The organism is Streptomyces sp. NPDC005492 (assembly GCF_040605995.1).
GTDB lineage: Bacteria > Actinomycetota > Actinomycetes > Streptomycetales > Streptomycetaceae > Streptomyces.
Genome location: NZ_JBEXDX010000058.1, coordinates 30939 through 49140, shown reverse-complemented (window position 1 = coordinate 49140; position 18202 = coordinate 30939). Strand labels below are relative to the sequence as shown.

The window sequence follows — 18202 nt, the reverse complement described above, 5'->3', positions numbered from 1 at the left end:
GGCGCCGTCCTCGTGCTGTACCTCAAGGACGTGTACCGGCGCGGCACTCCGAAGGCCGGTCCCGGCCAGGGCGGCCAGGGTCGCGGCGACCGCCCCGAGCGCGGCGGCGACCGACCCGGCGCACCCCGTCCGGGCGGCCAGGGCGCACGCCCCGGTGCTCGTCCGGCGGGTCCCCGTCCGGGCAACAACCCGTTCACCTCCGGCGGCTCCACCGGCATGGCGCGCCCCTCGGCGCCCCGTCCCGGCGGTGCCCCGCGTCCGGGCGGCGACCGCCCGGGTGGTGCTCCCGGTGGCGCTCCGCGTCCGCAGGGTGCCGGTCAGGGCGGTCCCCGTCCCCAGGGCGCTTCGGGCGGTCCCCGTCCCGGTGCTCCGGGTGGCGCGCGTCCGACCCCGGGCGGCATGCCCCGCCCGCAGGGCGGCGCTCCGCGTCCGGGCGGTGGCCCCGGTGGCAACCGTCCCAACCCCGGCATGATGCCGCAGCGTCCCGCTGCCGGTAGCCCCCGTCCCGGTGGCGGCCCCGGTGGCCGTGGTCCCGGTGGCGGCGGCGGTCGTCCCGGCGGTCCCGGTGGCGGCGGCGGTCGTCCCGGTGGCGGCGGCGGCTTCGCCGGTCGTCCCGGTGGCGGCGGTGGCGGTTTCGCCGGTCGTCCCGCGGGTCCCGGGGGCGGTGGCGGCGGTTTCGCCGGCCGTCCGGGTGCTCCCGCCGGTGGCGGCGGTGGCCGTCCCGGCTTCGGCGGTCGTCCCGGTGGCCCGGGTGGCCGTGGTGGCACACAGGGCGCCTTCGGTCGTCCCGGTGGTCCCGCGCGTCGCGGTCGCAAGTCGAAGCGGCAGAGGCGCCAGGAGTACGAGGCCATGCAGGCCCCGTCGGTCGGCGGTGTGATGCTGCCTCGTGGCAACGGACAGTCCGTCCGTCTGTCGCGCGGTGCGTCCCTCACCGACTTCGCCGAGAAGATCAACGCCAACCCGGCGTCGCTCGTCGGCGTGATGATGAACCTCGGCGAGATGGTCACTGCCACGCAGTCCGTCTCCGACGAGACGCTGAAGCTCCTCGCGGACGAGATGAACTTCGTCCTGGAGATCGTCAGCCCGGAGGAGGAGGACCGCGAGCTGCTCGAGTCCTTCGACATCGAGTTCGGCGAGGACGAGGGTGGCGAGGAGTTCCTCGTCGCGCGTCCGCCGGTCGTGACCGTCATGGGTCACGTCGACCACGGTAAGACCCGACTGCTGGACACCATCCGCAAGACGAACGTCGTCGCGGGCGAGGCCGGCGGTATCACGCAGCACATCGGCGCGTACCAGGTCGCGACCGAGGTCAACGGCGAAGAGCGTCGCATCACCTTCATCGACACCCCGGGTCACGAGGCGTTCACCGCCATGCGTGCCCGTGGTGCCAAGTCGACCGACATCGCGATCCTCGTGGTGGCGGCCAACGACGGTGTGATGCCCCAGACGATCGAGGCGTTGAACCACGCCAAGGCGGCCGACGTGCCGATCGTGGTCGCGGTCAACAAGATCGACGTCGAGGGCGCCGACCCGACCAAGGTGCGCGGTCAGCTCACCGAGTTCGGTCTGGTGGCCGAGGAGTACGGCGGCGACACCATGTTCGTCGACATCTCCGCCAAGCAGGGTCTGAACATCGACTCCCTGCTGGAGGCCGTGGTCCTGACCGCGGACGCCTCGCTCGACCTGCGGGCCAACCCGGAGCAGGACGCGCAGGGCATCGCGATCGAGTCCCACCTCGACCGTGGCCGCGGTGCCGTCTCGACGGTCCTGGTCCAGCGCGGCACGCTGCGCATCGGCGACACGATGGTCGTCGGCGACGCGTACGGCCGTGTCCGGGCGATGCTCGACGACAACGGCAACAACGTCGAGGAAGCGACTCCGTCGACTCCCGTCCTGGTCCTGGGTCTCACCAACGTCCCGGGCGCCGGCGACAACTTCCTCGTCGTCGACGAGGACCGCACGGCACGTCAGATCGCCGAGAAGCGCGCGGCGCGCGAGCGCAACGCCAACTTCGCCCGGCGTGGAGTCCGGTTCTCCCTGGAGAACCTGGACGAGGCCCTCAAGGCCGGTCTGGTGCAGGAACTCAACCTCATCATCAAGGGCGACGCGTCCGGTTCGGTGGAGGCTCTCGAGTCCTCGCTGCTCCAGCTCGACGTCGGCGAAGAGGTCGACATCCGCGTCCTGCACCGCGGCGTGGGTGCGGTCACCGAGTCGGACATCGACCTGGCGACCGGCTCCGACGCGATCGTCATCGGCTTCAACGTCCGCGCTGCGGGCCGCGCGGCGCAGATGGCGGAGCGCGAGGGCGTCGACGTCCGGTACTACTCGGTGATCTACCAGGCCATCGAGGAGATCGAGGCGGCCCTCAAGGGCATGCTCAAGCCGGAGTACGAGGAGGTCGAGCTCGGCACGGCGGAGATCCGCGAGGTCTTCAAGTCGTCCAAGCTGGGCAACATCGCCGGTGTCCTGGTCCGCTCGGGCGAGGTCAAGCGCAACACCAAGGCGCGCCTCGTCCGCGACGGCAAGGTCATCGCGGAGAGCCTCAACATCTCCGGTCTGCGTCGCTTCAAGGACGACGTCACCGAGATCCGCGAAGGGTTCGAGGGCGGTATCAACCTCGGCAACTTCAACGACATCAAGGTCGACGACGTCATCGCGACGTACGAGATGCGCGAGAAGCCTCGCGGCTGATCGTCACAGCACGCGATCGGGGCCGGTCGGCGGAGAGGAATTTCCGTCGATCGGCCCCGGCCGTTGCGTGTACGGTTCCTGTATCGGCGTCCAAGACCGGCGCCCATACCCCGAACCGGCGGGACATCCGGACACACATGTATGTGGGGACTCTGTCCTTCGACCTCCTCCTTGGCGACGTCCACTCGCTGAAGGAGAAACGCTCTCTCGTCCGTCCGATCGTGGCCGAACTCCAGCGCAAGTACGCGGTGAGCGCGGCCGAGACGGGCAGTCAGGACCTCCATCGCAGGGCCGAGATCGGGCTCGCGGTGGTCTCCGGGGACACGGGACACCTCACCGACGTACTGGACCGCTGCGAGCGACTGGTCGCCGGGCGCCCCGAGGTGGAACTGCTCTCGGTTCGACGCAGACTCCACAGCGACGAAGACTGAAGCAAGCAGCACGAAGTAGTAGTTGAAGCAGTTATTAAGGAGACGGACCAGTGGCCGACAACGCGCGTGCCAAGAGGCTGGCGGACCTCATCCGAGAGGTGGTCGCCCAGAAGCTGCAGCGTGGGGTCAAGGACCCACGGCTCGGCACCCACGTCACCATCACGGACACCCGGGTCACGGGTGACCTGCGGGAGGCGACCGTCTTCTACACGGTCTACGGCGACGACGAGCAGCGCGCCGAGGCGGCGGCCGGTCTGGAGAGCGCCAAGGGCGTGCTCCGCTCGGCCGTGGGCGCCGCGGCCGGCGTGAAGTTCACCCCGACCCTCACCTTCGTCGCGGACGCCCTGCCGGACACCGCCAAGACCATCGAGGACCTCCTCGACAAGGCACGGCAGTCCGACGAGAAGGTGCGCGAGGTCTCGGCGGGCGCCGCCTACGCGGGCGACGCGGACCCGTACAAGAAGCCCGGCGAGGACGAGGACGACACCGCCGAATGACCGAGAAAACCCGGACGCCCGACGGCCTTGTCATCGTCGACAAGCCGTCGGGCTTCACCTCGCACGACGTGGTCGCCAAGATGCGCGGCATCGCCCGCACCCGCCGCGTCGGGCACGCCGGCACCCTCGACCCGATGGCGACGGGTGTGCTCGTCCTCGGTGTCGAGAAGGCGACAAAGCTCCTGGGGCATCTCGCCCTCACGGAGAAGGAGTACCTGGGCACGATCCGCCTGGGCCAGAGCACCCTGACCGACGACGCCGAGGGCGAGATCACGGGGTCGCTCGACGCCTCGAAGGTCACCCGGGACGCCGTCGACGCCGGGATCGCCAAGCTCAGCGGCGAGATCATGCAGGTGCCGTCCAAGGTCAGCGCCATCAAGATCGACGGCGTGCGCTCCTACAAACGGGCCCGCGACGGCGAGGACTTCGAGATCCCCGCCCGCCCCGTCACCATCTCCGCCTTCGCCGTCCACGACATCCGGGACGCCGTCGCCGAGGACGGCACGCCCGTCCTGGACCTGGTGGTCTCGGTGGTCTGCTCGTCCGGCACCTACATCCGGGCGCTCGCCCGCGACCTGGGCGCGGACCTCGGCGTCGGCGGCCACCTCACCGCCCTGCGCCGCACCCGCGTCGGCCCGTACAAGCTGGACACGGCGAAGACCCTGGACCAGCTCCAGCAGGAGCTGACCGTGATGCCGATCGCCGAGGCCGCGGACGCCGCGTTCCCGCGCTGGTCCGTCGACGACCGGCGGGCGAGGCTGCTGCTCAACGGAGTCCGCCTGGACATCCCCGAGGAGTACACGGGCGTCGGCGCGGTCGGCGTCTTCGACCCGGAGGGTCGCTTCCTGGCCCTGGTGGAGGAGCAGAAGGGCAAGGCGAAGAGCCTCGCCGTCTTCGCGTGACACAACTCCTGGGGGGACCCAAGTCCCGCCCGTGGAGCGGCGGTCACGGGGTCTACGTTCCCGCCGCTCCACGGTCCCCCCTCGGTTCCCCCACCCCTAGGGTGTATCCAACCCTCCGCTTCTATTCACCCGCCTGGGCAGGCGCTCGGAGTGAACCGAGGGAGCGGAAGGGGGCGCGTTCATCACGCGATCTGTCCCGCCGATCACGCCACGCCTACCGTCGAACACAGGGCAGTTGTACGGCGTGGAGGTTCGACCATGGCGGGACGTGGCCCGCGGACGGGCGGTGGCCGTCGTACGCGGGAAGAGCGAGTGGCACAGGGCGCCGCACCCGCGGCCGGTGACGCCGCCCTGGTGCGCATCCGTGACCTGGCCGGGCGCCCGCGCGGCACCGGATTCGTCGCCGACCACCACGGCACGGTGATCACCAGCCACGAAGCGGTCGACGGGCTGTCCCGGCTCGTCCTGCACGCCGCCGACGACCGTACCTGCCTCGTGACCGCCGACGCGGTGACCCCCCTGCCCGCCCTCGACCTGGCCCTCGTCCACACCGAGGGCCTGGGCGTCGACCCGCTGCCCGTGACCGTGCGGGACCGCGTCGAGACCGGCACCTACGTCCGCATCGCCGCGGGCCGCTGGCGCGAGGCCCGCGTCTTGGCCGCGACCTCGGCCACCTACACGGCCACCGACCGCTTCTATCTCCTGGACGACGCCCTGGAGTTGGCGATCGGCACGGCGGGCCGGGACGCACTGCGGCTCGGCGGCGGAGCGGCCGGCGGTCCGGTCCTGGACGCCGCGACCGGCGCGGTGATCGGTGTGCTGGGCACCGCGCTGCGATCCGGCCAACGGGACACGGGATTCGCGGTCCCCCTGCGCTCGACCGAGGCCGACGGACCACTGGCCGAACTCCTGGCCCGCAACGCGGCGACCGTGCCCGCGTACGGCGCCGACCTCAATCTGGCGGGTGTGCTGGAACTGACGGCCACGTCGGTGGGGTCGGACGGGCCGCCGGGGGCGCTCGCGGGCTACGTCGGACCCGGCCGCGACGGCTCGTACCTACCGGTGCCGGTCGAACGTCCGTGGCTGACAAGGGAGTTCGCCCGGTTCGTGGCGGGTCCGGCGGCCGTGCTCGGCCTGGTCGGCCCCCCGGGCAGCGGCCGTACGACGGAACTCGCCGCGCTTGCCGCCCGCCGCAACGGAGGCGCGCAACCGGCACCCACACTGTGGCTGCGCGGAGCGGACCTGCGGGACGACGACCGCTCGGTGGCGGACGCGGCCCGCAGGACGCTGGACCGTGCGTCCCGCATCCTGGCCGCCTCCACCGCCCTTCCGGGCGGCCTCGGTGACGTCAGCCCGGAGCGGCTGGCCCGAGTCGCCCGTGCCGCCGGCCGGCCCTTGCTGCTACTGCTCGATGGCCCTGAGGAGATGCCACCGGTGCTGGCTCATCGGCGGGGTGAGTGGACCCGGGGGACGGGGGAGTGGTTGCGGGGGAGTGGGGCGCGGTTGGTGGTGGGGTGCCGGGCGGAGTACTGGGAAGGGGCGGGGTTTTCAGGGGAGTTGCTGTATGGCGGGGCTGGTTCAGGCGGCTCAGGGGTGGTTGGGGGCGGCGGGGCTGGTTCGGTTTCCTTCGGGGCGGCTGTGGGTGACAGGGTCGGTCCGGATCGTTCCGGGGCTGTTGGAGGTGAGGGAACAGGTCCCGTTCGTTCCGGGGCGCGTGCGGATGACGGGGCAGGTCCGGTCCCGCCCGGGGTGGCTGCGGTCGACGAGGTTGGTCCCGTTGTCTTCGGGGCGTCCAGGGTTGATGGGGCTGGGTCGGTTGGTTCTGGCGTGGCTGAGGGTGGCGTAGCCGGCTGGGTCGGCTCCGGGGCGCTTGCCGCGGATGAGGCCGGTTGCGTTCGTTCCGGGGCGGCTGCGGGGGACGAGTCCGGTCCGGTCCGCTCCGGGATGGTGGGGGGCTACAGGACCGGCACGGTGTACTCCGGAGCGCTTGCGGGTGACGCAGCTGGTCCCGTGCGTTCCGGGGTGCGTGCTGGTGACGGGGCCGGCTCCGTCCCGCCCGGGGCGTCCGCGCCTGCTGACGCCGGTCCGCATTATTCAGCCCGTCCGGCGTTTGAGGACGAGGTCGTTCAGACCGAAGGGGGGTCTGGGGGCGCAGCCCCCAGGGTGGGGCTTCCTGCCTGCGTTCACCTTGGTGACCTGGGCCCGGATGAAGCCCGCCTGGCCCGCGCCGCGTACCGCATCCCGGAGGGCGTCCTCGTCGAAGCCGACGCCCGTCACCCCCTCGCCCTCCGGCTCCTCTCCGAGGTGCTCGCCGCGCTGCCCGCGACACCCGGTGCCCAACTGCACCGCGACGACGTGTTCTCGGCCTACCTCGACCTCATGTGCCTCCGCGTCGCCGTGCGCCTCGCCGCCGAGAACGGCCTGCGCGGCACCGCCGTACGACGGCTCGCCGCCAAGGTGGCCGGGCAGGTGCACGAGGCGGCGCGGCGCAGTCTCGGGCCGGGGCAGGGGGAGTTGGACCGGGAGTCGTTCGAGGCGGTGTTCCCGTGGGGCCCCGCACCCGCGGGGCTCGGCGGTGGTACCGGGTGGGCGTCCGCCGTCCTCACCGAGGGCCTCCTCGTGCCGGCCGGCACCGGATACCGCTTCGCCCACGAGGAGTTGGCCGACTGGATCCAGGGCATGCACCTCGACCTCGACGAGGCCCTGCGCGCCCTGGTGTACCGGCCCAGCACCCGACAGGCCGGCCACCCCCTCCCCGTACCGCACCACCGCATCGGCCCCGTCGTACAGGCTCTGCTCCTCCTGGCCACCCCGCAACTCGCCCTCCGGCTGGATGAGTTGGTGGACGCCCTGGACGCCGACCCGCACTCCTGGTGGGCCGCGCGCCTGCTCGCCGAGGTGCTGTCACGGGTGCCCGACGCGACGCCGTACGGCGGAACGCTGCGGTTGCTGGCCGACCAGTTGGTGGTACGGAGGCGGCAACAGGAGCCCGTACCAAGCGAGTTCGCGCCGGAATTCTGGACCTCACTGCATCTGCCGGAGGCCGAGCGCTTCGAGTTGCTGCGGCGGCTCGTGCTCGCCGACGGCCCCCCGCAGGACAGCACCGGACCCCGATTCCTGGACGCCGCCGCCGAGTTGCTCGCCGCCGACCCCGCGGCCGTACAGCCGCTGCTCACCCGGTGGTTCGACGACGAGCGACCGTTGCCCGCGACGCCGCACGCGACCGTGGCGACGGCCGCGCAGGCGCTGCTGCACACGCATCGGCGGCGGGCGCTGGACGACTTGACGGAGGTGCTCGTCGGCTGTGCGCACGGGCGGGCCGACGAACTCCTCGCCGTACTGGCCGAGGAGGAGCCGTCTGCCGTGTGCCGGGCCGTGGACCGGTGGGCGCACGACGAGCGGCCGGGTCGGCGGGTGGCGGCGGTGGCGTACGGACTGCGGGCCGCCCCGCACGTACGGACCGAGGCCGACCGTGAACTCCTGCGCTACGCGGCCCAGTTCCTCCTCGGCCGCCCCGCCGACCGCTCCCTGCACGGCGGCGCGCTCGCCCTCCTCGTTCGCGATCCGCACACCCGCGCCCGCCATCTCCCGCAGGCGCTGGACCATTTCGCGTCCGGCGACCCGCAGTTCCCGCCGAGCGCGCTGGCCGCCGCCCTGACCACCCACCCCGAGCCGGTCCTCGAAGCCTTTCGCGCCCGGCTGCACGGGCCGTACGCGGGCGAGGCGGTCCGCACGCTCGCCGACGTCACGACCCCCGCCCTGGCCCGCCGGGCCGCCGCTCTGGTGCGCGAGACCGTCGTACGGTGGCCGGAGACGGCCGCACACCTCGGTGTCTACGTCGACCGCCGCCTCGACCACGGCCCCGCCGCCCGGGCCGTCCTCCTCCCGCTGGTCACCGGCTTCCTGGACGGCGGCCCGGAGCCGGTCCGGACCGCACTCGCGGTGGTGCTCGCCGCCCCCGGCACCCCCGCGTCCCGCCCGCTGCGCCGCGAACTCCTGGAGTTCCTGCTCGCCCACGAGCACGACCCCGCCGTACTCGACGCCCTCCTGCACGCGGCCGGTCGGCGGGACGACGACGAGATCCGCGACCTCGTCCACCGGACCGGCCGGCTGCTCGTCCGCACCCCCGCCGGCGCGACCCGCTTCGACCGCGGGCTCGTCGACCTGGGCCGCGAGGTGCCCGGCTTCGCCACGCTGATGGCCCGCTGGCTGGCCGACACCCCGGAGGACTGGGCCGCGGTGGTCGGACCCAGCACCCGGCGCATGATCGAGAACCTGGCCGGGGTGGGAGTTCCGGCCTAGCGGCCCTCGTACGTGCGCCCGGTCACAGCCTTCAGGCCGATGCGGGCCGCGAGCCCCCGGCATGGCACCCTTAGACCTGCGCAAGAGGTCAATGACACAGGTCTACATCAGGTCTATATACGGACACGGGTTCGATGAGGAGCGGTCACAGTGCAGCGCTGGCGTGGCTTGGAGGACATCCCTGAGGACTGGGGGCGCAGCGTCGTCACCATCGGTTCTTACGACGGGGTCCACCGCGGACACCAGCTGATCATCCGGCACGCCGTGGAACGCGCGCGTGAGCTGGGCGTTCCCTCCGTCGTCGTCACCTTCGACCCGCACCCCAGCGAGGTCGTGCGCCCCGGCAGCCACCCCCCGCTGCTCGCCCCGCACCACCGCCGTGCCGAACTGATGGCCGACCTCGGGGTCGACGCGGTCCTGATCCTGCCCTTCACCAAGGAGCTCTCGAAGCTGTCCCCGGCGGACTTCGTGGTCAAGGTCCTGGTGGACAAACTGCACGCGAAAGCGGTCGTCGAAGGCCCGAACTTCCGCTTCGGCCACAAGGCCGCCGGCAATGTGGCCTTCCTGATCGAGCAGGGCAGGACATACGACTTCGAGGTAGAGGTGGTGGATCTTTACGTGACCGGTGCGGCGGGCGGCGGCGAGCCCTTCTCCTCCACACTGACCAGGCGCCTGGTCGCCGAGGGCGACGTCGAGGGCGCCCGCGAGATCCTCGGCCGCCCGCACCGGGTGGAGGGCGTCGTGGTGCGCGGCGCCCAGCGCGGCCGCGAACTGGGCTTCCCGACCGCCAACGTCGAGACCCTGCCCCACACCGCGATCCCGGCGGACGGTGTCTACGCCGGTTACCTCCACGCCCAGGGCGAGGCCATGCCGGCCGCGATCTCCGTCGGCACGAACCCGCAGTTCGACGGCACCGAGCGCACGGTCGAGGCGTACGCCATCGACCGCGTCGGCCTCGACCTCTACGGCCTGCACGTCGCCGTCGACTTCCTCGCGTTCGTGCGCGGACAGGCGAAGTTCGAGTCCCTGGAGGGTCTGCTGGAGCAGATGGCGCAGGACGTGAAGCGGTGCCGTGAGCTGATCTCGGCGGACGCGGAGTAACCGCTCTTTCGCTCCTACGACGCCGAAGGGCGGCCGGTGCTCGTGGGCACCGGCCGCCCTTCGCGTTGTTCGGGTGGGGTTACTGCTGAGGGGGCTGTGGGGGAGCGGGCGGGGGCGGCGGTGAGGCCTGGCCGCCGGGGTGCTGCGGGTAGGGCTGCTGGGCGTAGGGCTGCGGCGGCGGGGGCTGCTGCGGATACGGGCCGGGCTGGGGCTGGGCCGGGTACGGCTGGCCGGGGGGCATCTGCTGGCCCGGGTACTGCTGGGGAGCCGGGTACGGCTGCTGTCCCGGGTATCCCTGCTGGCCCGGCATCGGCGGGGCGGCCACCGGCGGCGGGTTGCCGTCACTCGTCCACAGGCCGTGCATCTGCTGGTGCCGGACGAAGTCCTCGGCGACCAGGGCCGCGAGATTGAAGTACGACTCCCGCACCTTGGGCCGCATCATGTCGAGGTCGACCTCCGCACCGGCGGCGAGATGCTCGTCGAACGGCACGACCACGACACCCCGGCAGCGCGTCTCGAAGTGGCTGACGATGTCCTCCACCTTGATCGTCTTGCCGGTCTCGCGCACCCCCGAGATGACCGTGAGCGAGCGCGAGACGAGGTCCGCGTACCCGTGCGCCGACAGCCAGTCCAGCGTCGTACTCGCACTGCTCGCGCCGTCCACGGACGGCGTCGAAATGATGATGAGCTGGTCGGCGAGGTCCAGGACACCGCGCATCGCGCTGTAGAGCAGACCGGTACCGGAGTCGGTGAGGATGATCGGGTACTGGTTGCCCAGCACGTCGATCGCGCGCCGGTAGTCCTCGTCGTTGAACGTGGTCGAGACGGCCGGGTCGACGTCGTTGGCGATGATCTCCAGACCGGAGGGCGCCTGGGACGTGAACCGGCGGATGTCCATGTACGAGTTGAGGTACGGGATCGCCTGGACCAGGTCGCGGATGGTGGCGCCGGTCTCGCGGCGCACCCGGCGGCCGAGCGTGCCGGCGTCCGGGTTGGCGTCGATCGCGAGGATCTTGTCCTGGCGTTCGGTGGCGAGGGTGGAGCCGAGCGCGGTGGTGGTCGTGGTCTTGCCGACACCGCCCTTCAGGCTGATGACCGCGATCCGGTAGCAGGACAGCACCGGCGTACGGATCAACTGCAACTTCCGCTGCCGCTCGGCCTCTTCCTTCTTCCCACCGAGCTTGAACCGCGAGGGCGCGACACCCGGCCGCCCGCTCTTCGCCTTCTGCCTCTTGTTGTTGAGCAGCCGGTCCGACGACAGCTCCACGGCGGCGGTGTAACCCAGCGGCGCGGCACCGGGGTTGGTCGGCTGCCGCTGATCGTGCTGCATGGGCTGCGGCCAGGCGGCACCGGTGCGGGGGTCTACCGGGGGTTGCGGGTGAGGGGGCTGAGCCGCGTCGGGCAGGGGCTGGTGCTGCGGGTGGGCCTGGAACTCCGGCTGCGACTGCTGAGGGAAGCCGGGGCGGCCATCCGCGGCGACCGGGGGCGGGCCCTGCGGGGGGATGCTGGGCGCGTCGGCCTGGGGGACGGCGGCGGGCGGGTAGGCATAGCCGCCCTGTGGGTTGGACGGGGGGACCGGCTGGCCCTGTTGTGCGGGGGGCGGCGGGTAGGCGTAGCCGCCCTGCTGGTTGGGCGGGGGGACCGGTTGGCTTTGTTGTGCGGGTGCCGGGGGGTAGGCGTAGCCGCCTTGGGCGTTCGGAGCGGGCGGTTGCGGGTAGGCGTAGCCGCTCTGGGGCGGGGTCGGTGTGGGCGGGGCGGTCCAGGCGGCCGGGGCCGGTTGTGGTGCCTGTGGCTGGAACGGGGGCTGCTGCTGGGGTGGCATGGGCGGCTGGGCCGGGGGCGCGGCGGGCGGCTGGGGCGCTGCCGCGTTCGCCGGCTCGGGCTGCGGCTGAGTCTGGGGGTGGGGCTGGGCCGGCCACTGGTCGGCCGGGGCCGGGGCGGCGGGCTGGTAGGACGGCGGCAGCGGCGGGACCCCGCTCTGCGGGGCCGGCGGGGGAGTCCAGGCCAGCGGAACGGCCTGGACGTCGGCGGGGGCGCCCGTCTCCGGATCGGCTCCCTGGGGGGAGTCGTCCTCGGGCGAGGGTGTGGTCGTGGATGTGGGCGTCGTAGCGTCGATGTTGGTCGGCTCGTCCGCCGGGGCGTTGGCCGAGTCGTTGGCGGGGTCGTCCGCGCTCTCATCGCCCGTGGAGTCCGGCGGGTCCGCGGTGTCTGCGTGGGCGACCGCGCCGTCCTCGCCTTCAGCGCTCGGCTCGGTGGCGTCGGTGCCTTCGGTGTCGCCGTTCTCCGGTGCTTCGTCATCAGCCGGAATCAAAGCGTCGGGCGCCTCGCCCTCGAACTCCCGCTGCCCGGAGCCCGGTTCCGAGTCACCGGCAGCCGCGCCTTCGGCACCATCGGCGCCTTCGACGGAACCTTCGTCGCCCATGGAAACCTCGGCCGGGGCCGGAGCGGTCGGAGTCTCGGGCGGCTCCTGCTCGGACGTGGCGTCCGTCACCCCGCCCCGCTCCGCGATCTCCCGCTTCAGCGCGGCGGAGGAGATCCGCATGGTCGCGCCGCTCACGAGGCCGCCGCTCTCGGGCTCCTCCTCGTCGGGAACCGCCGCCGAGGGCGCCCAGCCGGTGTTGTCGGGCGAGGCCGGCACCGGGAAGGGCGGGGGCGGCGGCGTGGCCGTACCGCTCGCCGGGGTCGGCGTCGGTGAAGCCTGCGCGGAGGCGCCCGACGAGTTCTGCGTGTACCAGGCCGGCGGCGCGTAGTCGATCGTGAACTCGCCCGTCATCTCGATGGCGGACTCGTCGTCGGGCTGGTCATCGCCGGGTGTGGCCCAGCCCCCGCGGATCCCGTCCCGATCGCTGCTCACAATTCCTCCTGGTGTGGTCGAGCACCCTCATGCTCATGCCGTGCTGGGGCGACCGTTCGCAACATCCGATATGCCGGGTTGTCCCCCTGGAGCCCCTGGGCCACGCACCACCCGCTCGCGGATACTCGTGACGTGCCCAGTCCCAGCCTAATCACGAAAACCGTGGACTCGGCAGGCCCGCCCACCCCTTCGTGCACCACCACACAACCGAGACCGGCGATAGCGGATCAAATCCCCCTGGGGATCTGTCAAATGAGACAAACGGGACGCTTCTGCGGTGGCGTCAGTCCATGCGGCGGGCCACGCCCAGCAGTCCGACCTCCGGGTCCGTCGGCTGAGTCATCACGTACTGGCGGTCCCGCTCGGTGCACCACAGCGTGACGCCGTCGGGCAACGTGGGCAGCGCGTCGAGGTCGGCGCGCGGCAGCCCGATCACCCGCCCGATCTCCGCCGCCTCGTCCGGCGACACCCGCTGCACACCCACCAGCCGCGCCTGACGCATCAACCGCGGTGCGACCGGGCTGAGATACGGCAGCAGCGTCAGCACGGACTGCCAGGGCGCCGATGTCACCCGCCCGCGCGGCGGCCGCATACCGCAGTCCCGGACCACCAGCACCGGCGTACCGGCGGAGGCGCCCTGCGGGGGGACGCGGCCGACCTCGTAGACGGCGAGGCCGTTCTGTCCGCCGCCCATCGCGTGCACCATCTGCATCCAGGCCTGCGGCCGTCCCGTCTCCACGGCGACGCGCGCCCCGGTGGCCGCCGCGCGCAGCGCCAGCACCTGGGCCGTCCACAGACCGCTGATGAGCAGGATGTCGTACGGCGTCGGGCGGTTGACCCCGAGCACGGCCGGCCGGCCCTCGGGGTCGACGCCCACCACCACGCCGTCGTCCCCGATGGGCAGCGACAGTGCCTCCACCTGGTCGACGGGCAGTGCGTGCCGGGGGTGACGGGGGCCGAGGAGGCCGAATCCGGAGCGCAGCCGGGAGGCGAGGCCGTCGGCCCGGGGCTCGGTGGTCGTCGTGGTCATCAGCGGGCACCTCCGAGGGGCAACGTGGCGAGAACGCCGGGGAGTTGTTCACGGTCCAGGCGGGCGAGCCCGGTCCGTGCCTGGCGGGCCGCCTGCTCCAACTCGCGCCGCGCGTCGGTCAGTTCCTGGTTGCTGCGGCCGGTGATCCGCAGATGCCCGGTGAGCGACACGTCCTGCCGCTCACCACGGGCCAGCGTCAGACTGAAGGTCGTCGCCAGCGCGGGCACCGCCGTCAGGCTCGCCACGAGCTGCGCCAACGAGGTGCCGGAATCGCCCAGTTGGGGCCAGCGGCGCACCCAGTAGGTGGTGTGCCGGCGGTTGTCGCAACGCCAACTGCGGCTGGACTCCTCGGTCCGCCGCTGCGGCGCCTCGCTCCGCCCGGCCTGCGCGGTCACCATCGGGTTGGCGCACGCGGAGGTGGCGATCGCCGCCGTCAGCTCCTCCTCCGAGAGCACGTTGGCCCGCAGACCGGCACCGCTCAGCCGGCTCGAGAGATGCTCCGCCGACCGGGCCAGGCACTTCTGCGCGCCGACCAGCCCGCCCCCGCGCGCGGCCACCGCCTCGGGGCACAGCTCGGGGTCGAGCTTCAGCGCGATCCAGGTGATGCGGACGGCGGGGGAGCCCGTCTGGGCCTGCAACGGCGCGTAGTTGCTCACCACGACCGACTGCTGGGGCAGATGCAGCGCGGGCGCGGGCTGGGTGTGCACCACGATCTGCGCCGATTCGAGAAGGATTCCGTCGACGTCGAGCGTGTCCCGGACCAGGCCCACCGGCAGTGGTCTGCGCCCGCGCTCGGCACGCAGCGCGCCCGCGTCCGACTCCACCTGGAGCACCGCGGTGAGGAAGTCGCCGTCGCCGACCATCCCGACCGGCCGCTGGTCGCGGTCGTCGCCGCGGTGGTAGCTGTACGTCCGCAGGTTCGGGTCGCACTCCACGGCGGGCGCGAGGCCCGCGTCGGTCCCCGCCGGCACCGGGGTGCTCGCGGCCCGCCGGATCCGGGACCGCAGCGCCAGCAGCGTGCCCAGCCACTCCGGCAGGGAGCGCCCCCGCCGTCGTACGACAGCGAGCACCACGAGCAGCGCGGCGACCACGACCGCCGGAATGAGCGCCATCGGACCGATGAGCCAGCCGGACACCACCAGCGCGGCCGCGACCTCCAGCAGCACCAGCCGCTGGGTCGTGAACGAACCTCCGCGCCCCGAGCGCGACTTCAGATGCGGCGTGAAGGAACCGCGGTACGGACCCGAAACGCTCACATGACCCGATCCCGATGCGGATTGCGATCGCGACCGGTTCCGCGTTGCGGTAGCCATCACTCCAAAACCCCCGAACTCTCCCGAATTCCCTGCGGCGTTCCCTGCGCGACTCGCTGCGCTCCGGTCTCCTCAGGGCCCGAGCACCCTACCCGTGACACAAGCACACCCACGCAACAGGCATAGTAGGGGGCGGGTCTGACACCTGAGGTATCAGAGGCAATCGGGGGCGGGGGACGAATCTCCACAGGTCCTCCACGGCTCCGCACGGGGAGAGAGCGGACACAGATGGCATCACGGCGCGATGAACTCAACGCCTACACCTTCGCGAAGCGCCGCACGCTCGCGTCCTTCCTTCAGCCGTCCCCGACGGGTTCGGAGGAAGGTGCCCCGAAACCGCTGGGCGCGCTGGTGCCCGGCATCGTCGTGGGTGTGGTGATCCTCGCGGTGTTCGGCGGTATCGGCATGTTCAAGCCGACGGCCCCCAAGGGCTGGTCCGACGTCGAGTCGCACGTCATCGTGGCGAGCGAGTCGACCACTCGATACGTGGTGCTGAAGACCGGCAAGGAGGCCCAACTCCACCCGGTCCTCAACATGGCCTCCGCCAAACTCCTCCTGGACCCCAACAAGGACAGCGTCATCACCGTCGACGAGGACGTCCTCGACAACGGCAAGCTCCCGCACGGCGCCACCATCGGCATCCCGTACGCCCCCGACCGCCTGCCCTCCTCCGGCGAGGCCGAGGCGGCGAAGCGCTGGGCGGTCTGCGAGAGCCCCTCCGCCGGCGGCCGCTCCATCCAGAAGGCCGCGTTCGTCCTCTCCAAGAAGGACTGGTCCAAGACCGAGGGCGGGAACAAGCTCTCCGGCGGCGACCTCATGTACGTAGTCGGCCCGGACGGCAAGTCCCAGTACGTCGTCGACGCCAACGGCACCGCATACCCCCTCGCAGACCCCTCCGACAACGAACTCCTCAAGGCCCTCGACACCCAGGGCCGCGCCCCGCAGCGCGTCTCCCAGGAGTGGCTCGACACCCTCCACAAGGGCGACCCGATCGCGATCCCGAAGATCACCGACGGCACCCCGGGAGCGACCGCGAACGCCTTCGCCGCCGCGGACATGCGGCCGTACGACAAGGTCGGCGAGGTCATCAAGGCCAACGACGGCCAGGCGCTGAAGTACTACGTGGTGCTGCCCGGCAAGGTGGCCCGCATCTCGGAGTTCACCGCCACGCTCCTGCTCAACAGCGGTGACCTCGTCCCCGTCGGACAGACCGGCGAGGCGCAGCCGGTCAGCCCGGGCGCGGTCGCCGACAGCACGACCTTCGAGGCCGACAAGAACTGGCCGACGTACCGTCCCAAGACGGTCAACGACGGCACCAGCGCCACCAGCGGCCGCAACACGGTCTGCAATGTGCTGCGTTCGGTAGGCAGCGGCAACCACACCACGCTGTCCACCTGGGCCGGCACCGACTTCCCCGCCCCCTTGCCCACCGGCTCCTCCAGCGCCTACGTCACCGCCGGCTCGGGCCAGCTCTTCCGCCAGGTCATGGGCACCGAGGCCGACGCGGGCCCAGTCTTCCTGGTCACCGACACGGGCCTGCGCTACGCCCTGCAGTCCAACAGCGACAGCGCCACCGACGACAGTGGCATCGGTACGACGGCCAAGCAGCGCAAGGAGGAGCTGAGCGAGGCCAAGATCGCCCAGACCCGCCTCGGCTACGAGAAGGTCACCCCCGCTCCGGTCCCCGCCGAGTGGTCGACGTTCCTGCCGACGGGCCCGCGCCTGTCGGAGGCGGCGGCACGGCAGCCGCAGGGTTCGTAGGCGAGACGGGGAAAGGGAAGGGGAAGGGGACCGCAACTCATGCTGATCACAAAGATGTTGAGGGTCGCGCTGGCGACGTCGACGCTGGCGGCCCTGCCGCTGTCGCTTCCTGTGTCGTTGGCTCTGGCGACCCCGGCGCGGGCGGACGACGGCCAGTGCACGTTCCCGTCGAAGCAGTACACGGGCCGCCCCTGGGCGCTGCAACGCGTCAACCTTGACGAGTTGTGGGCCCAGTCCACCGGCAAGGGCGTCAAGGTGGCCGTCATCGACACCGGGGTCGACGTCAAGAACCCGCAGTTGAAGAAGGCGGTCGACGCGTCGGCAGGCGAGAACATCCTGCCCACCAAGAACTCCAAGGGCGAGAAGATCGACCGCGGCAACAGCCAGGGCACCACCGACACGGTCGGCCACGGCACGCGCGTGGCCGGCATCATCGCGGCCCGCCCCGCCAAGGGGACCGGCTTCGTCGGCCTGGCCCCCGACGCCACGATCATCCCGATCAAGCAGAACGACGCGGAGGGCGACGGCACGGCCGAGACCCTCGCCACGGCCATCCGCGACGCGGTCGCCAAGGGCGCAGGCGTCATCAACATCTCCCAGGACACGGCGAACGCGATCGCCCCCGCCGACAGCCTCCGACAGGCCGTGGACTACGCCCTCGAACACAACGTCGTGGTCGTCGCCTCGGCCGGCAACGACGGCCTCGGCGGCACCGTCCAGATCACCTACCCGGCCTCCTACAAGGGCGTCCTCGCCGTCGCCGCCTCCGACCGCAACAACGAACGCGCCTCCTTCTCCCAGTCCGGCGAGTTCGTCGGCGTGGCGGCCCCCGGCGTCGACATGATCTCCACCGTCCCGGGCAACGGCCACTGCTCCGACAACGGTACGAGCTTCTCGGCGCCGTATGTCGCGGGCGTCGCGGCCCTGTTGAAGGCCAAGTACCCCAAGTGGACCGCCCAACAAATCGTCGCCCAGATCGAACAGACCGCGGAACGCACGATCTCCGGCCACGACCGCCTGGTCGGCTGGGGCGTGGTCGACCCGGTAAAAGCCCTCACGGACGTAGACCCCGAACACCCCGTCGAAACCCCCAAGCCCGAGGGCGGCGTAGCAAAGGGCGAGGCCCCGTCGGTCGCCCCGCTGCACTTCGGCGAGACGGCGGACGAACGGAACACGCGGTTGGGGACGTATGTGGTTGTCGGTGGGCTGGTTGTTGTGGCGGGGCTTGGGGGGAGTGCGGTGGCTTTGCGGGATGCGCGGAGGCGGCGGGGGCGGGTGGAGGCTGGGGTGAGGGGTTGAGGGACGGGAGCGTCAACAAGC

The 18202-nt window shown here is 72.0% G+C and carries 11 protein-coding genes; 8 read left to right on the top strand and 3 right to left on the bottom strand.

The window, feature by feature from the left end:
* The 6 genes from infB to ABZT04_RS41175 form a co-directional block, all read left to right on the top strand.
* Window positions 1–2691 (top strand): translation initiation factor IF-2 (gene infB, locus ABZT04_RS41200; protein WP_356064507.1); only part of this gene is annotated, 2691 nt, incomplete at its 5' end.
* Between the two features lie 137 nt (window positions 2692–2828).
* On the top strand, window positions 2829–3122 hold the full coding sequence (locus tag ABZT04_RS41195; protein ID WP_019074817.1) for a DUF503 domain-containing protein: 294 nt from the start codon (window positions 2829–2831) through the stop codon (window positions 3120–3122).
* Between the two features lie 50 nt (window positions 3123–3172).
* Window positions 3173–3619: a 30S ribosome-binding factor RbfA gene (gene rbfA / locus ABZT04_RS41190; protein WP_356064505.1), complete on the top strand. Its 447-nt coding sequence runs from the start codon at window positions 3173–3175 to the stop codon at window positions 3617–3619.
* Window positions 3616–4521, top strand: a complete 906-nt coding sequence (gene truB, locus ABZT04_RS41185) for a tRNA pseudouridine(55) synthase TruB (RefSeq protein WP_356064502.1) — start codon at window positions 3616–3618, stop codon at window positions 4519–4521. Before rbfA ends, truB begins: the two co-directional genes overlap by 4 nt.
* A 258-nt stretch (window positions 4522–4779) precedes the next feature.
* Window positions 4780–8823, top strand: a complete 4044-nt coding sequence (locus tag ABZT04_RS41180) for a hypothetical protein (RefSeq protein WP_356064500.1) — start codon at window positions 4780–4782, stop codon at window positions 8821–8823.
* 150 nt (window positions 8824–8973) lie between these two features.
* Window positions 8974–9924 (top strand): bifunctional riboflavin kinase/FAD synthetase, encoded by a 951-nt coding sequence (locus ABZT04_RS41175; protein ID WP_356064498.1) that lies wholly within the window; start codon window positions 8974–8976, stop codon window positions 9922–9924.
* Between the two features lie 79 nt (window positions 9925–10003).
* Here the strand turns inward: ABZT04_RS41175 and ABZT04_RS41170 are convergent, their stop codons facing one another.
* From ABZT04_RS41170 to eccE, 3 genes are all read right to left on the bottom strand, one after another.
* Window positions 10004–12778, bottom strand: a complete 2775-nt coding sequence (locus tag ABZT04_RS41170) for an SCO5717 family growth-regulating ATPase (protein ID WP_356064496.1) — start codon at window positions 12776–12778, stop codon at window positions 10004–10006.
* 283 nt (window positions 12779–13061) lie between these two features.
* Window positions 13062–13808, bottom strand: coding sequence for a hypothetical protein (locus ABZT04_RS41165; protein ID WP_356064493.1), 747 nt, complete (start codon window positions 13806–13808; stop codon window positions 13062–13064).
* On the bottom strand, window positions 13808–15121 hold the full coding sequence (gene eccE, locus ABZT04_RS41160; protein ID WP_356064490.1) for a type VII secretion protein EccE: 1314 nt from the start codon (window positions 15119–15121) through the stop codon (window positions 13808–13810). Before eccE ends, ABZT04_RS41165 begins: the two co-directional genes overlap by 1 nt.
* A 228-nt stretch (window positions 15122–15349) precedes the next feature.
* Between eccE and eccB the strand changes: the two genes are divergently transcribed.
* Both eccB and mycP read left to right on the top strand, forming a co-directional pair.
* Window positions 15350–16882 (top strand): type VII secretion protein EccB, encoded by a 1533-nt coding sequence (eccB, locus tag ABZT04_RS41155; RefSeq protein WP_356064487.1) that lies wholly within the window; start codon window positions 15350–15352, stop codon window positions 16880–16882.
* A gap of 39 nt (window positions 16883–16921) precedes the next feature.
* Window positions 16922–18181: a type VII secretion-associated serine protease mycosin gene (gene mycP, locus ABZT04_RS41150; RefSeq protein ID WP_356064484.1), complete on the top strand. Its 1260-nt coding sequence runs from the start codon at window positions 16922–16924 to the stop codon at window positions 18179–18181.
* Window positions 18182–18202: the final 21 nt, after the last annotated feature.